This is a genomic window from Flavobacterium sp. GT3P67 (genome assembly GCF_004349155.1).
Lineage (GTDB): Bacteria > Bacteroidota > Bacteroidia > Flavobacteriales > Flavobacteriaceae > Flavobacterium > Flavobacterium ranwuense.
In genome coordinates this window covers 97105-114947 of record NZ_SMLF01000001.1, presented here as the reverse complement: position 1 = coordinate 114947, position 17843 = coordinate 97105, and the positions used below count along the sequence as shown (strand labels likewise).

General features: G+C 34.2%; 11 protein-coding genes and 1 tRNA gene. 8 read left to right on the top strand and 4 right to left on the bottom strand.

The annotated features are described in order from the left end of the window. The first annotated feature begins 58 nt into the window (after nucleotides 1–58). Complete coding sequence (locus E0H99_RS00450; protein WP_099714276.1) at nucleotides 59–355, top strand: thioredoxin family protein; 297 nt, start codon at nucleotides 59–61, stop codon at nucleotides 353–355. A gap of 6 nt (nucleotides 356–361) precedes the next feature. Here E0H99_RS00450 and E0H99_RS00445 read toward each other — a convergent pair whose 3' ends face one another. Further along, entirely contained in the window at nucleotides 362–1012 is a 651-nt protein-coding gene (locus E0H99_RS00445; RefSeq protein ID WP_131990295.1) for a polysaccharide deacetylase family protein, read from the bottom strand. 82 nt (nucleotides 1013–1094) lie between these two features. Beyond that, complete coding sequence (locus E0H99_RS00440) at nucleotides 1095–4406, bottom strand: DUF2723 domain-containing protein (RefSeq protein WP_131990294.1); 3312 nt, start codon at nucleotides 4404–4406, stop codon at nucleotides 1095–1097. A 238-nt stretch (nucleotides 4407–4644) separates the two neighbouring features. On the opposite strand from E0H99_RS00440, the gene E0H99_RS00435 reads away from it, so the two are divergent. Next, nucleotides 4645–4715: transfer RNA gene (locus E0H99_RS00435), tRNA-Gln, on the top strand. Nucleotides 4716–4843: 128 nt separating this feature from the next. Here the strand turns inward: E0H99_RS00435 and E0H99_RS00430 are convergent. After that, nucleotides 4844–5668, bottom strand: a complete 825-nt coding sequence (locus E0H99_RS00430; protein ID WP_131990293.1) for a universal stress protein — start codon at nucleotides 5666–5668, stop codon at nucleotides 4844–4846. 177 nt (nucleotides 5669–5845) lie between these two features. Between E0H99_RS00430 and rimP the strand changes: the two genes are divergently transcribed. From rimP to E0H99_RS00410, 4 genes are all read left to right on the top strand, one after another. Next, nucleotides 5846–6310 (top strand): ribosome assembly cofactor RimP, encoded by a 465-nt coding sequence (rimP, locus tag E0H99_RS00425; protein WP_131990292.1) that lies wholly within the window; start codon nucleotides 5846–5848, stop codon nucleotides 6308–6310. Nucleotides 6311–6323: 13 nt separating this feature from the next. After that, a complete protein-coding gene (gene nusA / locus E0H99_RS00420; protein WP_039108733.1) occupies nucleotides 6324–7577 on the top strand; it encodes a transcription termination factor NusA in 1254 nt (417 codons plus the stop codon). Between the two features lie 113 nt (nucleotides 7578–7690). Beyond that, a complete protein-coding gene (infB, locus tag E0H99_RS00415) occupies nucleotides 7691–10588 on the top strand; it encodes a translation initiation factor IF-2 (RefSeq protein ID WP_131990291.1) in 2898 nt (965 codons plus the stop codon). Nucleotides 10589–10795: 207 nt separating this feature from the next. Beyond that, nucleotides 10796–12631 carry a DUF262 domain-containing protein gene (locus E0H99_RS00410; protein WP_131990290.1) on the top strand — a complete coding sequence of 612 codons (1836 nt, stop codon included), beginning with the start codon at nucleotides 10796–10798 and terminating at the stop codon, nucleotides 12629–12631. Between the two features lie 170 nt (nucleotides 12632–12801). Here E0H99_RS00410 and E0H99_RS00405 read toward each other — a convergent pair whose 3' ends face one another. Further along, the gene (locus tag E0H99_RS00405) at nucleotides 12802–13191 is read right to left on the bottom strand and encodes an SPOR domain-containing protein (RefSeq protein WP_131990289.1); all 390 of its coding nucleotides are present in this window, start codon (nucleotides 13189–13191) and stop codon (nucleotides 12802–12804) included. A gap of 216 nt (nucleotides 13192–13407) precedes the next feature. On the opposite strand from E0H99_RS00405, the gene E0H99_RS00400 reads away from it, so the two are divergent. After that, a complete protein-coding gene (locus E0H99_RS00400) occupies nucleotides 13408–14736 on the top strand; it encodes a c-type cytochrome (protein WP_131990288.1) in 1329 nt (442 codons plus the stop codon). A gap of 29 nt (nucleotides 14737–14765) precedes the next feature. Next, nucleotides 14766–17822 (top strand): TAT-variant-translocated molybdopterin oxidoreductase, encoded by a 3057-nt coding sequence (locus tag E0H99_RS00395; RefSeq protein WP_131990287.1) that lies wholly within the window; start codon nucleotides 14766–14768, stop codon nucleotides 17820–17822. The last annotated feature ends 21 nt before the right edge of the window (nucleotides 17823–17843 follow it).

The following is a 17843-nucleotide window of genomic DNA, read 5'->3' as shown; positions in this document are numbered from 1 at the left end:
ACATTTGTAAAATAAATATCTCTTTTTAGTGAATTTAAAAAATTAAATTTTTGGTTTTATGTCAAAATTTGGAGAACTTATAAATGCTCAAGTGCCTGTGTTAATAGACTTTTACACAGAATGGAATGAGCCTTCAGTTTCAATGCATCCTGTAATTAGAGATGTAGCAGCCGCTCTTGGTGATAAAGCAAAAGTCATAAAGATTGATGTGGATAAAAATCAAGAATTAGCTGATGCTTTACGCATTAAAGGCTTGCCTACGTTGATGATTTACAAACAAGGTCAAATGATATGGAGACAGTCCGGAGAATTAGATGCGAACACTATTATTAGTATTGTTCAAGAACAATTGTAACGGATTTCAGTACAACACCTCACAATTAAAATTATTTTCTTTTAAGTAAGCTAATGTTTTAGGCAATACGTATTCTAAGTTTTTGAAGGCTTTTATACTATCGTGAAAAACAATAATGCTGCCAGGTTTTACATTTGGTAACACATTATCCAAACATTGTTCTTTTGATATTGTTGTGTCAAAATCAGCACTTAGGACGTCCCACATAATTATTTTGTAACCCAGCTTTCGGAGTTTTCTGGATTGAGATACTTTTAACTTGCCGTATGGCGGACGAAATATTTCAGATTTTAGATTGTTAGTACTATTTTTTTGAATAGCTGCTTCGCATTGTTTAGTGTTTTCAATATAGGCTTCAGTTGAAGTTTCCCAACCGTTCAAATGATTAAAAGTGTGATTTCCTATGGAATGACCGTCGCTAATTACCTTTTTGAATATTTCGGGGTTTTTATCAATATTATCTCCAATGCAAAAAAAAGTAGCTTTTACATTGTGCTTTTTTAATTCATTCAAAACCCATTCTGTAATTCCTGGAATAGGTCCATCGTCAAATGTGAGGTAGACTGAATTACTGCTTCCGGTATTGGAAACATCCCAAGTATAATTAGAGAATATTTTTTTTATAATCCAATTCGTCTTTATCCAGTAAAGTTTCATTTTTTAGTTTTAAAATTAAAAAAAAATAGCGACATTTTTCAATATCGCTACCTTTTCTAATCAGAATCTTTTTTGTTTGAAGTTATTCTTTTTCGCGTCCAAAGCGGTCAAACATTTTAATGTAAGTATTGAATACAATTCTATTTTTGTTATAGAAATCTAAATCGCCATTTTCTTTCATTACAGTTAAAAGACTTCTGTATCGCTCAATATCAGTGATGATAGGAATGGCAATACTAGTTTGCTCAGAAGATTTTAGATTGCCATAATAATTAAGGTTCTCTCTATACTTTAGGATTAATTTGTCCAACAATTGTTGTGCTTTTAATTTCTCGTCGATTTTATAATATCCGTCAGCAAAAGGTTCTACTAATGAATAATAGTCGAAATACTCCAAAGGCATTTTTGTCATAGCCAAATCGATAATGTTTTTTGCTTTGTCTTTTTGGCCTTCAATAATTAACTGATTCATTAATCTGGATAGGTTTGCTCTATAGGTTATGCTGTTTCTACGAGTTTCTGGGTCGTGATAGATAGTACTGCTTTCGCCATTACCCCAATCCCATTTCATTACTTTTGCATACATTTTATCAGAATCTATTTGTCCCATATTAAGAGGACTTGCGTCTTTTGGTAAAACTGTTCTTATTGGAACCAGTTTGTAAACCATTCCTTCTAATTGAAGGTATTCTTTCATCCAGATATAATCTTCATTATCAAATGCGCCACCGCTAAAATAGATTGGTCTTTTCCAATTGTTATTAGCAACAATGTCAAGCATCATCAATCTGTTTTTGTACAATGCATTTCCTTTGATGTCCAAATCAATGTAAGGGACAATAGAATCGTTGTGTTTAGGATTAACTACTTTGTTTTTTATAATTATATTTTTGTCAACAGGAATTCGAATCTTGTTAGTAGGGTAAAAATGGATTGTTTGTCCATTTTGCATGTCTACAGTTGATTTTGGGTTTTTGATAAAATTGATGAAGTCTTTTATATCCCAACGACTTTCAATTTTTGGAATGTGAGCTACATAATCCAGTTTGTCTCCCACATATTGATCGTGTGTAAATGAAATAGGCAAGGGATCTGATTCGTATGTTTTAGTTTTCATCTGATCGATATACCAATCCGTCATGAAAAGGCTCGTGTTCACAATTTTGATATCCGTTCTCACTTTTTCGATTTCTTGTGCGTACCAAAGCGGGAACGTGTCATTATCGCCAATAGTGAATAAAATTGCGTCTGGATCGCAGGATTCCAAATATGCTTTTGCCATTGCTACTGCAGTAGATTTACCAGAACGATCGTGATCATCCCAGTTTTGAGAAGCCATAAGAACTGGTGCTGCCAATAAACTGGCTGCTATGATAATAGGGCCTGCCAGTTTTGGAGTTAAATATTTCGTGACACTTTCGTACAATGCATAAACACCGAAGCCTATCCAAATGGCAAATACATAGAAGGAACCTACTAGAGCGTAATCCCTTTCTCTAGGTTCGAAAGGTCTTTCGTTTAAGTAGATTTTCAGCGCTATTCCCGTAAAAAGGAATAAGGCGAGTAATACATAGAAGCTTTTTAAATCCTTATTAGCGTGATACATTAAACCGATTAAGCCGAGAATAAATGGCAGAAAGAAATACACATTTCGACCTTTGTTATTCAATACATCCGAAGGTAGATTGTCTTGACTTCCTAAATGTAATTCATCTATGAATGTTATGCCGCTAAGCCAGTTGCCATCCAGATAGTCGTATTTCCCCTGAATATCATTTTGTCTGCCAACAAAATTCCACATCAAGTATCTCCAGTACATGTAACCAAACTGGTATTCAACCATGAACCCTAAATTGTCAGCAGTTGTAGGTTTTTCAACAATTAAATAATCACCATAACTTTTCAGGAACGTAACATAACCTTCGTTGTCAATTTGTTTTTGAGCGTAGGCTTGTCTGAATTCAGTAACTATTTTTTCGGTTTCGTTTTTTAATTGAGCAATCGCTTTGTTGTAATCTTCCTCGCTCAATTGACTCGGATCTATACCGTATTTGGCTAAATCATCCTCATATGGATAATCAGGATTTAATCTGAATTGAGGTGGATTTGTAAAATTCATGTAGTTTTCGATGTGATCACCGCTCCACATTCTTGGCAAAATAGTTTTTTGATTATTATCTGTGTTTTGCTCAGCATTTTTGAAATTATTCGTAATACTGTATTTTCCAGTTTTGTAATCTCTTTCGTAATTGGGAGCTTTGTCCAGATAAGGATTGTTTTTGTCTAAACCAGCGAAAGCTTCTGTGTATTGAGGTCCATAAAACAAAGGATTTATACCGTATTGTTCTCTATTGTAGTACGCAAGAACTTCAGCTGCATCCGATGGCTTGTTTTCGTTGATTACGGTATTTGCATTTGCTCTGATGGGCAACATCATCCATGTAGAGAAACCAATTAAAATAAATAATATACAAAGGATTATAGTATTGTAGAGTACGAAGCCTTTTTGTTTGGTGTATTTTAATCCAAAGTAAAAGAAAGCAATTAAGACTAATGCAACAAAAATAGTCCCCGAGTCAAACGGTAATCCTAAACTGTTGACCATGAAAATTTCGGTTTTACCAAAGAATCCCATAGTCATAGGGAGTAGTAATTTGAATATAAATAATAGAATGGCGATAACAACAACATTTGCAATGATGAAATTTTTGAGGGTAACTACTTTATAGTTTTTGAAAAAGTAAAGGAAACCTATCGCTGGAATTGTTAATAAAGCCATGAAATGGACTCCGAATGAAAGTCCAACAACAAGAGAAATGATTAATAGCCATCTGTTTCCTCTAGGTTTGTCCATGTCTTGTTCCCAGCGTAAACCCAGCCAAAATAACAAGGCAATAAATAAAGATGCCATGGCGTACACTTCGGCTTCTACGGCATTAAACCAAAAACTATCCGAAAAAGTGTAGGCTAAAGCTCCAACAAATGAACTTCCAAGAATAACAATATCATTGTTTTTATTTGTTTGCTCCGCCTGTTCGCCTTTTTGGCTCGGGTCAGAAAATCTTGAAATCAGTTTCTTTAAAATTATAGATGAAGACCAAAATAAAAATAAAATGGTAAATGCACTCGAGAATACAGACATCATATTCACCATTAAAGCAATTTTTGTGTCATCTGAAGCAAACATGGCGAAAAATGCACCAATCATCTGGTATAAAGGCGCTCCTGGAGGATGGCCTACTTCAAGTTTTGCTGCTGTGGCAATGTACTCGCCACAATCCCAAAAACTCATGGTGGGTTCAACAGTTAAAGTGTATGTTAATAATGCTATTCCAAATGTAAACCAACCAATAATTGTATTCCATTTATTGAAATTGAATGCTGCTTTATCCATGTACTAAAATTTAATTTAATTTTGAGTTACAAAGAAAATGTTTTTTTGTTTAACCTTGATAGCATTAACAATATTTTCTGGAAAAGTATTACATTTCAATAACACATTGATTGTAAAGGTTTTTTGTGATTTTTTGATGTTGTTTTGAATTTTTAATAATTTTTTTTTCATAAAAAGACGAAATAAATTTGTACAAACTAAAATTTATTTTAAATTTGCACTCGCTTAGCAGCAATGCTGGTCTATGGTGTAATGGTAACACAACTGTTTTTGGTGCAGTCGTTCAAGGTTCGAGTCCTTGTAGACCAACGTAAAACCTCTCATTTATTGAGAGGTTTTTTTATGCAATAAATCCAGCAGATTGTTTTTGGAGTTTAATTTACTGAAATGCCTGTGGATAAGCTGGGGGGAGTTGAGTTTGGACTGTTTTGATTTAATTAAATCTTGAAAGTTATTACTGGTTTGATCGTGTGGTTTACTAAGTCTTCACTAATGCTTCCATTGAAAAAATGAGCAAATCCAGTTCTTCCGTGTGTGCAAAGACCTATTAAATCAGCATCAATGCTATTGGAGAAATTGATAATTCCATTTTCTATATTAACGTCATTGTAAATGTGTGTAGAGTAGTTTTCGATATCAAAAGAGGCGGTAAATTTTTTCATTATTTCCTCGGACATTTTGGTAGTTTTAAAACTATTGGGAGTGCATATCATGACTAAGTATAAATTTGCATTAAATATTTTGGCAAATTCTATCATTTTTTTGAAAGGTTTTTTGGTTTCTTTCGAAAAATCAGAGGCAAATACAAAGTTGTTGAATTTAAAGTCATGAATGTTCTTTTTTATAACCAGTACCGGAATTTCTGAGAGTCGTACCACTTTTTCGGTATTGGATCCGATGAGTACTTCTTCGATGCCTGAAGTTCCATGGGAGCCCATTACAATTAAATCAATTTCATTTTTTCTGTTAAACGATAAAATGCCGCTAAAGGCTCTTTCGAATTGTACAGATGCATTTACTGAAATTCCGTTTAAATAGGGTTGTTCTTTGATTTTTTGGAGTGTTTCGTTTGCTTTTTTTATAAACAACATCACTTCGGGGATGCTGCTTCCGCCGGTTACTGCGTCATTCATCTGGTTAGGCAATTCTAATAAATGCAACAAAAAGATTTCGCAATTATTTTTTTTTGCAATTATGGCGGCCACTTTTAATGCGTGTTCTGCATGTTCGGAAAAATCGGTAGGGACTAAAATTCGTTTCATAACTATAAAGCGTTAAATTATGATGAAAAGTGCTATTTTAATACTACATTAAAGATAAGAAATTATTTTACAGCAATCGATTATTTTAGTTTATAAAAAAAAACACTATATTTGCACCGTTATTTATTAAAATCTAGATAATGAGGGGACTAAATGTCCCCTCTTTTTATAAAAAATATGACATTTAAAGAAAAAGTAAATACGTTGCTGACGGAAGGCTTATTAGAAAAGCCGTCAATCTTTTTGATAGACCTTGTTATCACTGATGCTTTCAAAGTTATAGTGACTTTGGATGGAGATAATGGAGTAGCTCTTCAGGATTGTATAGATGTAAGTAGATTCATAGATAGTAATTTGGACAGAGAGGAACAGGATTACTCTTTAGAAGTTGCTTCAGTAGGAGTTGGATCTCCGTTGAAATTAATAAGACAATACAAGAAAAATATAGGTCGAACATTGATTGTGAAGACTTCGGCTGAAATTATTGAAGCAGAATTAGTGGATGCTAATGATGATTTTGTAATTTTGTCTTGGAAAGCAAGAGAGCCAAAAAAGATAGGAAAAGGGAAAGAAACAGTTCAAAAAGAACTTAAATTGCCTTACGTAGATATAAAAGAAGCAATTGTTACAGTAACATTTTAATTAAAGAATTCGCATGGAAAATTTAGCATTAATCGATTCATTCTCAGAGTTTAAAGATGATAAACTTATTGATCGTGTAACGCTTATGGCAATTTTGGAAGATGTATTTAGAAATGCATTGAAGAAAAAATACGGTTCAGATGATAATTTCGATATCATTATAAATCCTGATAAAGGAGATATGGAGATATGGCAGAGAAGAGTGATCGTTGCGGATGAAGACTTAGATTTTGATCATCTTGAAATTACTTTGACTGAAGCTAGAAAAATAGAGCCTGATTTCGAAATTGGTGAAGAGGTTTCCGAAGAAGTGAAATTAATTGATTTAGGAAGAAGAGCAATTTTAGCTTTACGTCAGAATTTAATTTCTAAAATTCATGAACATGATAACACGAATCTTTACAAACAATTTAAAGATTTAATAGGTGATATCTATACTGCTGAGGTGCATCATGTGCGTCCAAGAGTAGTGATTTTGGTGGACGACGAAGGAAATGAAATTATTTTGCCAAAAGAAAAACAAATACCTTCTGACTTTTTCCGCAAGGGAGATAATGTTAGGGGAATAATAGAAAGCGTTGAATTAAAAGGAAATAAACCTCAAATTATTATGTCCAGAACTTCGGAGAAGTTTTTGGAAAAATTATTTGAACAAGAAATCCCTGAAGTATTTGACGGTTTGATTATGGTTAAAAAAGTGGTAAGAATACCAGGTGAAAAAGCAAAAGTAGCCGTAGATTCTTATGACGATAGAATTGATCCTGTAGGAGCTTGTGTGGGTATGAAAGGATCTCGTATTCATGGAATTGTTCGTGAATTAGGAAACGAAAATATCGACGTTATCAATTATACAAGTAACATTCAATTGTTTATCACAAGAGCATTAAGTCCTGCAAAAGTTTCTTCTATTAAGATAAATGAAGAGACAAAAAGAGCTGAAGTTTTCTTGAAGCTTGAAGAGGTTTCAAAAGCAATTGGTCGTGGTGGACACAACATTAAATTAGCAGGTTTATTAACTGGCTATGAATTAGACGTTATTCGCGAAGGTGATGTTGCTGGTGCAACTGCTGATGAGGATGATGTTGAATTAACTGAGTTTTCAGATGAAATTGAAGACTGGGTTATTGAAGAATTTGCAAAAATTGGTTTGGATACAGCAAAAAGTATCTTAAAACAAGATGTGGAAGATTTAGTAAGAAGAACAGACCTGGAAGAGGAAACTATTCTGGATGTAATGAGAATATTGAAAGAAGAATTTGACAGTTAGTCAGATGTATCTTCAACGATAAACATGCCACTTTACAATGAATTCTTGCTCGGTAGGTATCGAGTTGGGAGTAAAGTGAGGAATAACAAAAAAGGTAATAATAAAAAGGTTTTATGTCTGAAGAGAGAATTATTAGAATAAACAAAGTTTTAAGGGAATTGAATATTTCTTTAGAAAGAGCTGTGGATTATCTAAAAGATAAGGGGATTGCTATTGAAGCAAATCCAAACACAAAAATTTCTGATGATGTATACAATGTCTTGTGCGGTCAGTTTGCAGGTGACAAAGGGAATAAGGAGGCTTCAAAAGAAGTAGGGGAAGAGAAAAGAAAAGAAAAAGAAGCTTTGCGTTTAGAACGAGAAAAAGAAATCGAAGACAAACGTAAAATTGAGGAAGAGCGAGTAAAACAACAAGAAGTTATAAAAGCGAGAGCTGTTATAGCAGGTCCGGTACAAGTGGGTAAGATTGATCTTAATCCAAAAAAACCTTCAACCGTTCCGCCTGTAAAAGCTGTTGAAAAAGCAGAGGCTCCAGTAGCTAATGCATCTGAAGTAAAAGCTGTTTCAAAAGAAGTTTCACCTGAGAAACCGTTAACTGAAAAACCGTCAACTGAGAAACCTGTTTCAGACAAAAAAGAGGTAAAACCTATTGTTGGGATAAAAGAGGTTAAAACAGAGGCTGCTAAAGAAGTCGCTGCTGAACCAAAAGTGGTTGCAAAAACCGAGGAAGTTAAAGCGGATGAAGCGCCTGTTGATGAAACCATCACAACGCAATATCAAAAACTATCGGGAACTACTTTGACGGGACAGATAATTGATTTATCTCAATTCAACAAGCCGAAAAAGAAAAAAGAAGAACCAAAAATCACTCCGAATAAACCGGGTGCTCCAGGTTCGGCTGCAGCCAATGCAAATAAAAATAAGCGTAAAAGGATTGCTCCTAAACCGGGTGCTCCTAGACCGCCTGCAACACCGGGAGTTCCTGGTGCGCCAAATCCTAACAAGATTACGCCTAATGTAGGTGGAGGTGGATTCAATGCAAACAGAAGTGCAAGACCTGGTTTTGTAAAAGGAAACAGACCTGCAATTGTTGCAAAAGTGGAGCCTACTGAAGAAGAAGTTAAAAATCAAATTAGAGAGACTTTAGAGAAACTACAAGGTAAAGGTGGTAAATCTAAAGCGGCTAAATATAGAAGAGATAAAAGAGATACGCACCGTCAGAAATCTGATGATGAGCAAAGAGCTATTGACGAAGGAAGTAAAACCATTAAGGTTACTGAGTTTGTTACGGTAGGAGAAATTGCCATCATGATGGATGTGCCAATTACTAAAGTTATTGGTACGTGTATGTCACTTGGAATCATGGTTACCATGAATCAACGTCTTGATGCAGAAACATTGACTATCGTTGCTGATGAATTTGGTTATGAAGTTGAATTTATCACTGTGGATATCGAAGAAGCAATTCAGGTTGTTGAAGACAGAGAAGAAGATTTAGTTTTCAGAGCGCCAATTGTAACGGTAATGGGTCACGTCGATCACGGTAAAACATCGTTGCTGGATTACATTCGTAAAGAAAACGTAATTGCAGGGGAATCTGGAGGAATAACACAACATATTGGCGCCTACGGAGTAACTTTGGATAACGGACAAAAAATCGCATTCTTAGATACACCGGGTCACGAAGCGTTTACTGCGATGCGTGCGCGTGGTGCTCAAGTTACAGATATTGCCATTATTGTAATTGCTGCTGATGATGACATCATGCCGCAAACTAAAGAAGCAATTAGCCATGCTCAAGCAGCTGGAGTTCCTATCATATTTGCAATCAATAAAATTGATAAGCCAAATGCTAATCCTGAAAAAGTAAAAGAAAGATTAGCAGGTATGAATTTACTGGTAGAAGATTGGGGTGGAAAAATTCAATCACATGATATTTCTGCGAAAGTAGGAACAGGTGTTAAAGAATTATTAGAAAAAGTATTGTTAGAAGCGGAACTTTTAGATTTGAAAGCAAATCCAAATAAAGCGGCTTCTGGAACTGTTGTTGAAGCTTTCCTTGACAAAGGAAAAGGATATGTTTCTACGATATTAGTTCAAAACGGAACGTTGAAAATTGGAGATTATATGTTGGCCGGTAAGCATCATGGTAAAATTAAAGCCATGCATGATGAAAGAGGGAATATAGTAACTGTTGCGGGTCCTTCGACTCCAGTTTCAGTTCTTGGTCTTGATGGAGCAGCAACTGCGGGTGATAAGTTCAATATTTTTGAAGACGAAAAAGAAGCGAAACAAATTGCTTCAAAACGTTCTCAATTGATGCGTGAGCAATCCGTACGTACACAACGACATATTACATTGGATGAAATTGGACGTAGAATTGCATTGGGTCAATTTAAAGAATTGAACATTATCCTTAAAGGAGATGTGGATGGTTCTGTTGAAGCATTGTCTGATTCGTTCTCTAAATTATCTACTGAAGAAATTCAAATCAATATTATCCATAAAGGTGTTGGAGCAATTACTGAGACTGACGTAATGTTAGCTTCTGCTTCAGATGCAATTATCATTGGATTTAATGTTCGCCCTGCTGGAAATGCAAGACAATTAGCGGACAAAGAAGAAATTGATATCCGTTACTATTCTATTATTTACGCCGCTATCGATGACTTAAAAGATGCAATGGAAGGAATGTTAGCTCCTGAAATGAAAGAAGAAATTCTGGGTACAGCTGAGATTAGAGAGATATTCAAAATTTCGAAAGTAGGTTCAATTGCAGGTTGTATGGTAATGGACGGTAAAATTGTCCGAAGCGCTAAAATGAGAATCATTAGAGAAGGTGTAGTTGTCTTTACAGGAGAGCTTTTAGCACTGAAACGTTTCAAAGACGATGTCAAAGAAGTAGCTAAAGGATACGATTGTGGTATTCAAGTAAAAGGATACAATGATATTGAAGAAAGAGATGTTATTGAATCGTACCATGAGGTTGCTGTTAAAAAGAAATTGAAATAGAATTTCAAACAAATATTTATAAAAATCCCGATTCGTCGGGATTTTTTTGTTTTACATCCTTTTTTTATATAGTATTTTTGTGTTAAAAAAACATTGTCTTTGTTGAAAACGGACTATAAATTTGTGCTATTTTTACGTTGATATTTTCTTGTTAGCGGAAGTTGAAATTTATAGATAGAATATTTTAACATTAAAACAATTTATATAATGGCTTACGAAAAACCTATAAAAATTAGGGAGGCAATTGAATCCATTCAGGAACAAGAATTTATTCTTCCATCGATTCAGAGAGAATTTGTTTGGGGTCCAAATCAAATAGAATTGCTGTTTGATTCTATAATGCGAGATTATCCGATCAGTACTTTTTTGTTTTGGAAAGTTAAAGCTGAAAATTTGAACAAGTTTAAATTTTATCGTTTCATGTCGAATTATCATGAAAGAGACAAAAAGCACAATGACCCAGCAGAATTGAGTGGAACTAAAGACAGAATGGCAATTCTTGATGGACAACAAAGATTGACCTCATTATATATTGGTTTAAAAGGAAGTGATGCAAGAAAATTGTCAAAATATAACTGGAAAAGTGATCATGCTTTTCCTGAAAAGAGATTATATTTAAACTTGCTTAAGAATTCAGATGATACTGAAAAAGAATTTGACTTTCGTTTTTTAACAGATCGTGAAATTGAAATTTATAAAGAAAAGCATTCAATGGATTTTCATTGGTTCAAGGTTGGTGCTATTTTAGATTTTAATGATATGATGGATATTATGAATTATCTTATTAGTAACGGATTGACTGATACTTCTATTAGAACTACGGAACAATCAGTTTTTGCTTCTAAAACGTTAACTAAATTATATCAGGTAATTAATGAACAAGAATCTATTAATTTTTACCTTGAAAAAAGTGAACAATTAGATAAAGTACTTCACATTTTTATTAGAATAAATAGCGGTGGAACCAAGTTAAGCTATTCAGATTTATTGTTGTCAATAGCCACGGCTCAATGGAAGAAAAAGGATGCAAGAGTTATTATACATTCATTTGTTGATAAAATGAATGCTGTAGGAAAAAAGTTCAATTTTAACAAAGATCTCGTTCTTAAGTCTTGTTTGGTTTTAACAGATTTAAAAGACATTCGTTTTCGTGTAGATAATTTTACTACAGAAAACATGACGAAGATTGAAAATGAATGGGATGATATTTCAAAATCTCTTTTGCTTTCTGTGAAATTGATTAATCATTTTGGATTTTCGAGTCAAACTTTAACTGCTACAAATGCAATTATTCCAATTGCATATTTTATTAAAAAAAATAAAATTGGTGAGGAAATTTTGCATCATGCAAATCAGGAAAAAAATAGAAGCCTTATTAAAGAATGGTTAATGAGAGCTTTATTGAAGAAAATATTTGGTGGTACTCCTGATAGCTTGTATCCAATATATAGGACTATTATTTCTTCAAATTCAGGAATCTTCCCATTAGAACAATTAATTGAAAAATATAAAGGATCAAACAAATCTTTAGAGTTTCAAGAATCGAACATAGAGCATCTTTTGACAACTCAATATGGATCTTCATTTGCATTTATGGTTCTCGGATTGCTATATCCTTTAAATCATGATTATACTTTCCATCAAGATCATATTCATCCAAAATCTCTTTTTAATAATAAAACATTGGAAAAAATGGGTGTATTGTCTAGAGAAGTTAGAGATGAGTTTGTGAATAATTACAATTCATTACCAAACCTTCAATTGATTGAAGCTATTGCTAATCAACAAAAAAGTGCAAAAACATTGATTGAATGGTTAGAGCAAATGCATCCAACTGTGGAAAAGCAAAATAGTTATAAACTACTGCATTTTTTTCCAGAAAATGAAAGTTTGGAATTAATCCACTTTGTTAGCTTTTTTAATAAAAGAAAAGAACTTCTCAAAGAAAAATTAATGACTATTTTGAATGTCTCGAAAATGGTGGTTTCATTAGATGCCGAAGCGGAAGAAGAAGTTGAAGAATTAGAATTGCAAGATGAATAAATAGTCCCGTTCTCCTAAGTTTTCGCCGGGAATGCTGTGCAAACGTCTCAGACTTTGCGCCCGCAACGGTGTTTTAAAAACAAAAAAAGCAACTCTATCCGGGTTGCTTTTTTACTTGTTATTTATTCGTGATTTCTTTTGAATGTTTCAATTTAAAATGAAGATAAATTTTATTTGTTTGGCTTTATTAAATGTACATTGCTGTAGCTTTTTTTAATTTCGATAAGATTTCGTTCTGCTTCAATTCGTGTTTTGAAATTCCCTACCCAAACTTTGTAATTCGGAGTGAAGAATGTAATAGTGGCATCTATATCTCTGAACTCTTGCTTGAAATCATTCAATGTTTTTTTTGCTTTTTCGCTGTCTCCACTGAAAATTTGAATTTTATAATAGTCATTTACAGTGTTTGTGACATTTGTTTTTCTCTTTTCATTCAATAATTGTTCAAATTTAGAGTCTTGATTTACTCTGATATTTCCATCTTGAGCATGTGCATTGCAATAGGAAATAAATAAGGTAAGTGAGATAAGAAATGCTTTTCCAGAGGCTAAAATTCTCATAATGTGATTGTTTTTGTGCAAAAGTACTATTTAATGACTGATGGCAAATATTAAATGTTATTTAGAATTGATATAAATTGAAATTAAGACTATTTTAAGGTTTTGAGAATAGTTCTTAAGTCGTATTTTTGTCCCAGTTTTTAAATAAAGGATCAGTTTTTTATATTTCAATTAGAAAAAACTGTGCCAATTTTTAGTAGATAATCATTATACTATATGAAAAAGGTGGGTAACCATAATTCGATCTCAAGGAAATTATTTTTTAGCATAGCTTTAATGCTATCTTTTTCCTTTACTTCATTTGCTCAAGAAGCTACTCCTGCGGCTGATGCTGCGGCTCCGGATGCTTCAGCTACTTCGCAAAGTGCAGACCCGGTAAAGGGTAAAGAGCTTTTTAATTCAAACTGTGCGGCATGTCACAAACTTGATGCCAAATCAACAGGTCCTGCCCTTAGAGGGGTGGCTGCTAAATATGATGCTGCATGGCTTCATAAGTGGGTTCATAATAGTTCAGACCTAATTAAATCTGGCGATGCTCAGGCTGTTAAGGTTTTTGAAGAAAACAACAAATCAGTAATGACTGCTTTTCCTCAATTGACAGATGCTGATATTGATAATATCATCGCGTATACTTCAGAGCCTAAGGCGGAAGTGCCTAAAACTACAGGTGTTGAAGTTCCTGGTGGGCCAGCAGTAGATAACGGAATTTCAAACAATATTATATTAGGTGCTTTGGCGCTTGTTATGATTATTCTGGTTGTGATGTTGTTTTTGGTAAACAAGGTTTTATCTAAAGTTGCAAAAGCAAACGGTATTGTGGTAGCTCCTAAAGCTCCAACAACTCCTATATGGAAAGCATTTGCCAGAAACCAGTTTTTGGTTTTAGTTACGGCAATATTCTTGCTTTTAGCGAGTGGTTATTTTGTTTATGGGTTTTTAATGCAAGTTGGCGTAGATCAGAATTATCAGCCTATTCAGCCTATTCATTTCTCGCATAAAATTCATGCCGGAGACAATGAAGTTAACTGTAAATATTGTCACTCTGCTGCAAGAGTTAGTAAAAATGCTGGAATTCCTTCTTTGAATGTTTGTATGAACTGTCATAAGAATATTGCTGAAGTTGCAGAAACTACTGCTACTCCGGAATACAGCAAAGCATTCTATGATGAGCAAATCCAAAAGTTATATACTGCGGTTGGTTGGGATAAAACAACTCAAAGTTATACCGGAAAAACGCAGCCTGTAAAATGGGTTCGTATTCATAATTTACCTGACTTCGTTTATTTTAATCACTCTCAACACGTAACTGTTGCCGGAATTGAATGTCAAACGTGTCACGGTCCTGTTCAAGAGTATGAAATTCAAAAACAATTTGCTCCATTAACAATGGGTTGGTGTATAGATTGCCATAGAAAAACGGATGTTAAAATGGAAGGCAATCAATACTATACTAAAATTCATGAAGAACTTTCTAAGAAATACGGTGTAGACAAATTGACTGCAGCGCAAATGGGAGGTTTAGAATGTGGTAAATGCCATTATTAATCAAATTATTAAGATTTTAATATTTATATATGTCATCAAACAAAAAATACTGGAAAAGTGTTGAAGAACTAGACAAAAATAGTTCTATTGTTGAGGCGCTTAAAAATAACGAATTTGTTGAAGAAATTCCTACTGATGAATTTTTAGGAAATAATGACGCTTTGTCATCTTCGTCAACATCACGTCGTGATTTTTTAAAGTACGTTGGTTTTAGTACTGCAGCGGCTACGCTTGCAGCTTGCGAAGGTCCTGTGAACAAGTCAATACCTTATGTACTTCAGCCGGAGCAAATCATTCCTGGAGTAGCGGATTATTATGCAACTTCTGTTTTTGATGGATTTGATTTTGCTAATCTTTTGATAAAAACTCGTGAAGGGCGTCCTATTAAAATAGATAATAATACTATTGCGGGAGCTAAGTTTAGTGCTAATGCAAGAATTCATGCGTCTATTCTGTCTTTATATGACAGTATGCGTTTGAAAGAACCAAAAATTGAAGGTAAAAATTCAACTTGGTCTGCTGTTGATGCTAAAATTAAATCAAGTATAGCTGATGCTGCTGCAAAAGGTGGTCAAGTGGTACTTTTGACAAACACATTGGCCAGCCCGTCAACTGAAAAATTGATTGCGGAATTTATCGGTAAAAATCCAAATGCTAAACATGTTGTTTATGACGCTGTATCTGAATCTGAAGCATTAGATGCTTTCGAGACGGTTTATGGAGAAAGAGCTTTGGTTGATTACGATTTCTCTAAAGCATCACTTATAGTTTCTGTTGGAGCTGATTTCCTTGGAGATTGGCAAAGTGGAGGATTTGATTCAGGTTATGCTAAAGGGAGAATTCCTAAAGCAGGAAAGATGTCTCGTCATTTCCAATTAGAAGCAAACATGACTTTGTCTGGTGCTGCTGCTGATAAGCGTTTACCAATGTCTACGGCTAATCAAAAACAAGCATTAGTTCATATATATAATATTGTAACGGGTTCTTCTGTTGCTGTAAGTTTAGAAGATAAATTTAAAGCAGAAGTTACAAAAGCAGCTCAACAATTGAAAGCTGCTGGTTCAAAAGGAGTATTGGTATCCGGTATTCAAGATAAAAATGCTCAGTTGTTAGTTTTGGCTATCAACCAAGTGTTGGCAAGTGAAGCTTTCAGTACTTCTGGAGTTAGACAAATCAGAAAGGGATCTAATGCAAAAGTTGCTCAATTAATCAATGATATGAAAGCTGGAAGCGTTCATACTTTGATGATGAGTGGTGTTAATCCTGTTTATACTCTAGCGGATAGTGCTTCTTTTGTTGAAGGACTTAAAAAAGTAAAAACATCAGTGGCATTTTCTTTAAAAGAAGATGAAACTGCTTTAGTAAGTACTATTGCAGCTGCTGTTCCTCATTATTTAGAATCATGGAATGATGTAAGTATTACAAAAGGTACTTATGGAATTACTCAGCCTGCAATTCGCCCTCTTTTTACTACAAAACAATTTCAAGATGTCTTGTTGTCTTTAAATGGACTTACAGGTACATTCTACGATTATATTAAGGCTAATGCATCAACAATAATAGCTGGTTCTTCTTGGAACAAAGTTTTACATGATGGTGTTTATGTTGGAGTTATTCCAGCTGTATCTGCGGGTTCTGCTGATTATAGTGCCGCTGCAAATGCTTTGGCAAAATCAAAAGCTTCTCAAGGATTGGAACTTGTTTTATATACTAAAACAGGTATGGGAGATGGGCAACAAGCTAATAACCCTTGGTTGCAAGAGTTTCCGGATCCTATTACAAGAGTATCATGGGATAATTATGTTACTGTTTCGAATGCTGATGCTAAGAAATATGAACTTTCTAATGAAATTGTAGCAAATGGTGGTTTGAACGGAAGTTATGCAACTATTACTACTGCTGATGGTGTTAAATTAGAAAATGTTCCGGTAATAGTTCAGCCAGGTCAAGCTGTTGGAACTATTGGTTTAGCATTAGGGTACGGTCGTAAAGCGGCTTTGAAAGAAGAAATGATGGTGGGTTTAAATGCCTACTCTTTATATAAAGGTTTTAATAATGTACAGTCTGTAACATTGGCGAAAGCTGGAGGAGAACATGAGTTTGCTTGTGTTCAAGGTCAGAAAACATTAATGGGGAGAGGCGATATTATAAAAGAAACTTCTTTAGAGATATTTAATACAAAAGATGCTAAAGAGTGGAACGAACAACCAATGGTTTCATTGGATCACAAACTGGTTGAAGCAACTAAAGTAGATTTATGGGATTCTTTTGATCGTTCAACAGGTCACCATTTTAATCTTTCTATTGACTTGAACGCTTGTACCGGTTGTGGTGCTTGTGTAATTGCTTGTCATGCTGAAAACAACGTTCCTGTTGTTGGAAAATCAGAAGTTAGAAGAAGTCGTGATATGCACTGGTTGCGTATTGACAGATATTATTCTTCTGAAAGTACTTTTGAAGGAGATAATGAAAGAAAAGAAAATATCGCAGGTTTATCAAGTTCATTGTCTACATTTAATGAAATGGAAAAAGCGGGTGATAACCCACAAGTATCTTTTCAACCTGTAATGTGTCAACATTGTAATCATGCACCTTGTGAAACAGTTTGTCCAGTTGCTGCAACTTCACACTCTCGTCAAGGTCAAAACCATATGGCTTATAACAGATGTGTTGGAACGCGTTATTGCGCTAACAACTGTCCGTATAAAGTGCGTCGTTTTAACTGGTTCTTGTATAACAAAAACAGTGAATTTGATTATCATATGAATGACGATTTAGGGCGTATGGTATTGAACCCAGATGTTAATGTTCGTTCTCGTGGAGTTATGGAGAAATGTTCGATGTGTATTCAAATGACACAAGCGACAATTTTGAAAGCAAAAAGAGAAGGAAGAGCAATCGTTGATGGTGAATTCCAAACTGCATGTTCAAATGCATGTTCTACTGGAGCAATGATTTTTGGAGATGTAAATGATAAAGAAGCCGAAGTGACTAAATTAGCTGCTGACGAAAGAATGTATCATTTATTGGAGCATGTTGGAACAAAACCAAATGTGATCTATCACGTTAAAGTTAGAAATACCTAGTACAAAAAATAATTAATTAAG

Excerpts from the sequence above, each read along its gene's own strand:
- E0H99_RS00395 (WP_131990287.1), top strand. The coding sequence starts at position 14,766 with ATGTCATCAAACAAAAAATACTGGAAAAGTGTTGAAGAACTAGACAAA.
- E0H99_RS00400 (WP_131990288.1), top strand. The coding sequence starts at position 13,408 with ATGAAAAAGGTGGGTAACCATAATTCGATCTCAAGGAAATTATTTTTT.
- E0H99_RS00405 (WP_131990289.1), bottom strand. The coding sequence starts at position 13,191 with ATGAGAATTTTAGCCTCTGGAAAAGCATTTCTTATCTCACTTACCTTA.
- E0H99_RS00440 (WP_131990294.1), bottom strand. The coding sequence starts at position 4,406 with ATGGATAAAGCAGCATTCAATTTCAATAAATGGAATACAATTATTGGT.
- infB (WP_131990291.1), top strand. The coding sequence starts at position 7,691 with ATGTCTGAAGAGAGAATTATTAGAATAAACAAAGTTTTAAGGGAATTG.
- rimP (WP_131990292.1), top strand. The coding sequence starts at position 5,846 with ATGACATTTAAAGAAAAAGTAAATACGTTGCTGACGGAAGGCTTATTA.
- E0H99_RS00410 (WP_131990290.1), top strand. The coding sequence starts at position 10,796 with ATGGCTTACGAAAAACCTATAAAAATTAGGGAGGCAATTGAATCCATT.
- E0H99_RS00430 (WP_131990293.1), bottom strand. The coding sequence starts at position 5,668 with ATGAAACGAATTTTAGTCCCTACCGATTTTTCCGAACATGCAGAACAC.
- E0H99_RS00450 (WP_099714276.1), top strand. The coding sequence starts at position 59 with ATGTCAAAATTTGGAGAACTTATAAATGCTCAAGTGCCTGTGTTAATA.
- nusA (WP_039108733.1), top strand. The coding sequence starts at position 6,324 with ATGGAAAATTTAGCATTAATCGATTCATTCTCAGAGTTTAAAGATGAT.
- E0H99_RS00445 (WP_131990295.1), bottom strand. The coding sequence starts at position 1,012 with ATGAAACTTTACTGGATAAAGACGAATTGGATTATAAAAAAAATATTC.